This is a genomic window from Streptomyces sp. NPDC000941, from assembly GCF_053599555.1.
This window is the reverse complement of the sequence record NZ_JBSFMM010000452.1, coordinates 1-3,532: the sequence shown is the minus strand read 5'-3', so window position 1 is coordinate 3,532 and position 3,532 is coordinate 1. Positions and strand designations below refer to the sequence as shown.

Below are 3,532 nucleotides of genomic sequence, written 5' to 3'. Positions count from 1 at the left end.
GTCAGGTCGGGCTGGTGGGTGCGGAGGTGGTGGGCGAGTCGGTCGGTGGCGGCGTCGAGGGCTTGAGGGGTGCGGGCGGACAGGACGAGGAGGTGCTCGGTGTCCGTGTCGGCGGTGGTCTCGGCGGAGCGGTCGGGTGGTGTGGGTGGTTCTTCGAGGATGAGGTGGGCATTGGTGCCGCCGAAACCGAAAGCGCTGATGCCCGCGCGGCGGATGTGGGTCGGCGTGTGCTTCCAGGAAGTGGGCTGGTTGTGGATGCGGAAAGGCGTGTGACCGAGATCGATATCGGGGTTGGGCTGGTGGTGGTTGACGGTGGGGGGAATGGTTTCGTGGGTGAGGGCCAGGACCGTCTTGATGAGGCCCGCGATACCGGCCGCCGCGTCGAGGTGGCCGATGTTGCCCTTGATGGAGCCCAGGGCGCAGGACGCGGGCGGGTTGTTCCCGAACACCCGCGACAACGCCTGCACCTCGATCGAGTCACCGATCAATGTGCCGGTCCCGTGGGCCTCGACATAGTCGATCGACTCCGGGTCGAGGTCCGCCGCGGCCAGGGCCTCCGTAATCACTTGGGCCTGCCCCGCGACACTGGGAGCCGTAAAGCTCGCCTTCACGGCGCCGTCGTTGTTGACCGCCGACCCCCTGATCACGGCGTGGACGGTGTCGCCGTCGGCCAGCGCGTCCTCCAGCCGCTTGAGCACCACCACCCCGACCCCGTTTCCGAACACGGTCCCGCGGGCGTCGGCGTCGAATGGCCGTACATGACCGTCGGGTGAGAGGAACGACCCCTCCTGGTGGAGATAGCCCGTGTTCTGGGGCACCTTGTAGGACACCGCTCCGGACAGCGCCATATCGCATTCGTAGTTGAGCAGACCCTGGCACGCGGTGTGTACGGCGACGAGCGAGGTCGAGCAGGCCGTGTGGACGGGGATGCTGGGGCCCTTGAGATCCAGCTTGTACGAGACCCTGCTGACCAGGAACGAGAGCTCGAATCCGATGCCGTAGTTCTCCCCGCGCAGTCGCTCACCCTCGTCGAGATTGCTGAAGATGTTGCCGAGGTACGAACTCGTACCCGCTCCCGCGTAGACGCCGATGCTGCCGTCGTAGCGCGCCGCGTCGTACCCTGCGTGCTCCAGCGCCTCCCACACGGTCTCCAGGAACAGCCGGTGCTGCGGGTCCATGACGCGCGCCTCGTGCGCGGAGTAGCCGAAGAACTCCGCGTCGAACAGGTCCATGCCCTCGAATCGCGGTGCGGCTCTCACATACTCGGGCCGGTTGAACACGTCCGGTGCGACTCCGGCCGAGAGCAGTTCCTCGTCGCTCAGCGGCACGATCGACTCCACGCCGTCCCGCAGATTCGTCCAGAACTCCGTCAGATTCCGTGCACCGGGAAACCGCCCGGCCATTCCGACGATCGCAACTCCGTCCTGCGGATCGTCGGCGGAGGTCTCGGTCGTGTCACTCATCCGTTCCCCCTCGCTGTACGCCGCCGTTCCTGCTGCTGACGTCGCCGCTGCATTTTCTTTCTGCGTTCCTTGAGCCCTTCGGCGTCCGCGCTGTCCGTATGCTGCTGATGGGATACCTCAAGGAGACCCAGCAGACCGGCTACCGTCAGAGCCTCGTAGAGATCCGCCAACGTGAGCTTTACCGACAGCCTGCTGTTGATGACGCTGATCAGTTGAATCGCGATCAGGGAATTTCCGCCGAGTTCAAAGAAGTTGTCGTGAGCGCCGGCCTGTTCGACTCCCAGTAGCTCACCCCAGATGCCGCAGATTTCCCGCTCGGCGTCACTGCGGTTTCTTGTGAGGTTCCCGGACAGATCCGGGAGAGCTGTATCGGGGCCCGGCGGAGTGGTGCCGTTGGCGCCCTCTCGGATCGGGTTGCCTCCGCCGTGCTCCAGCCTGAAGGTCTGGGCGAGCAGATGAGAGAGGTCGACGGGAGAGACGACGATCTGCGGAGTGGTCGCGCCCGTGAGGACCGTGTCCAGAGCGCGTAAGCCTTCCTCCTCCGACATGCCGCGGTCTGCCGCGCTCCCGGATGGATCGAGCGCGTTCGCAGTTTCCCGGTCGGCGGCCATGCCTATGCCACGCCATGGGCCCCAGTCGACGGTCAGCACGCGGCGGTGTCTGCCACGGTCCTGCGCGAAGGCGTCGAGAAAACAGTTCGCGGCGCAGTAGTCGACCTGGCCGACGCTGCCGATATTCGCGGCGTTCGAGCCGAACAGCACCAGGAAGTCCAGGTCCAGTCCGGACAGCGCCTCCTCGAGGACCAGGGTCCCGCGCACCTTGGGATGGAGGACTTCGGCCGCGACCCGCAGGTCCTTCAGCTGGATCAGTCCGCCGCCGGCCAGCCCGGCGGTATGGAAGACGCCATGGATGGTGCCCCATTTGCCGCGGATCTGCTCCACGGCGGCCCGCATTGTTTTGGGATCACCGGCATCGGCCTGCACGACGAGCAGTTCGGCCCCGTTGTCGCGCAGCCGCACCAGTCGGCGGACCGCATCGGTGGTGCGCGTGTCCGTGGGGCGGGCGGCCAGCCAGTCGTCCCACTCCTCGGCAGGGGGTAACGGCGTACGGGCGGTCAGGGCGAGGCGTGTTCCGGTGGTGGCCAGGTGTCCGGCCACGGCCAGGCCGAGGCCGCCGGTGCCACCCGTGATGAGATAGACACCCCCGGGGCGCAGCGCCTCCGCCGGCCGTGCCGGGTTGGGAAACCGCTGGGGCAGATAGTGCTGGGTCCAGCGGTGGATTCCCCGGTGGGCGACTACTTCGGTGTCCTGACCGGGTTCGGCGGCCAGTTCGCTTATGAGCCGGTCCAGTTGGTGCGGTGCGGGGGGCCCGGCGTAGTCGAGATCGACGGCGCGGCAGCTGAGGCCCGGCATTTCGCGTGGCAGTACGCGGCACGGTCCGAGCAGCGTGGCCTTCGTCGGGGAAAGCCGCTCATCGCCCGTGACGTTGTGCAGCCCGTTGCTGAGGACCCACAGCCGGACGCACTCGACGGATTCCTCGTGGCTGAGCGCCTGCGCCAGATGTATCAGGCTCTCGAAGCCGAGCCGTCGGGTGTCCTCTTCGCTGTGAGCGGTGTCCTCGGCGTCTGACGTGACGCTCCAGGCATGGACGAAGCATGTGGGTACGGCGCCGTACCGCTCCCGCAGAGCGGAGAGCAGATGGTCGTAGTCGCTACCTTCGCGGGCGTCGATGGTCCATGGCCCCGACTTTGGGGCAGCCCAGGAGTCACCCGCGTACACCATGGTCACCCGGGCACCGGTGTCCCGCAGCCGCGCCGAGACCGTGGCGCCGACACCTGGGCTGTCGGCGAACACCAGCCACTGGCGGGAGGCGTCGGGCAGCCCGATGGGCAGCGCGACGCGCTGCCAGGACGGGACGTGGAACCAGTCCGCGAGATCACTGCGGCGTTCCGCGGTGTCTTTGCGTGCTGTGGCCGCTGTGGTGGTTTTGGTGGGGTGGGGGAGCCAGTGGTGTTGGTGTTGGAAGGGGTAGGTGGGGAGGGGGATGTGTTGGGGGTGTTGGGTTTGTGG

The 3,532-nt window shown here is 67.2% G+C and carries 2 protein-coding genes; both read right to left on the bottom strand.

Translation table 11 applies throughout. From position 1 onward, the window contains the following. Positions 1 to 1,463, bottom strand: a 1,463-nt coding sequence (locus tag ACWDSL_RS52545) for a type I polyketide synthase (RefSeq protein ID WP_450496773.1), incomplete at its 3' end; no start/stop codon positions are given. Further along, the coding region (locus ACWDSL_RS52540) for a KR domain-containing protein (protein WP_450496771.1) at positions 1,460 to 3,532 on the bottom strand (2,073 nt) is incomplete at its 5' end. The genes ACWDSL_RS52540 and ACWDSL_RS52545, both read right to left, overlap by 4 nt.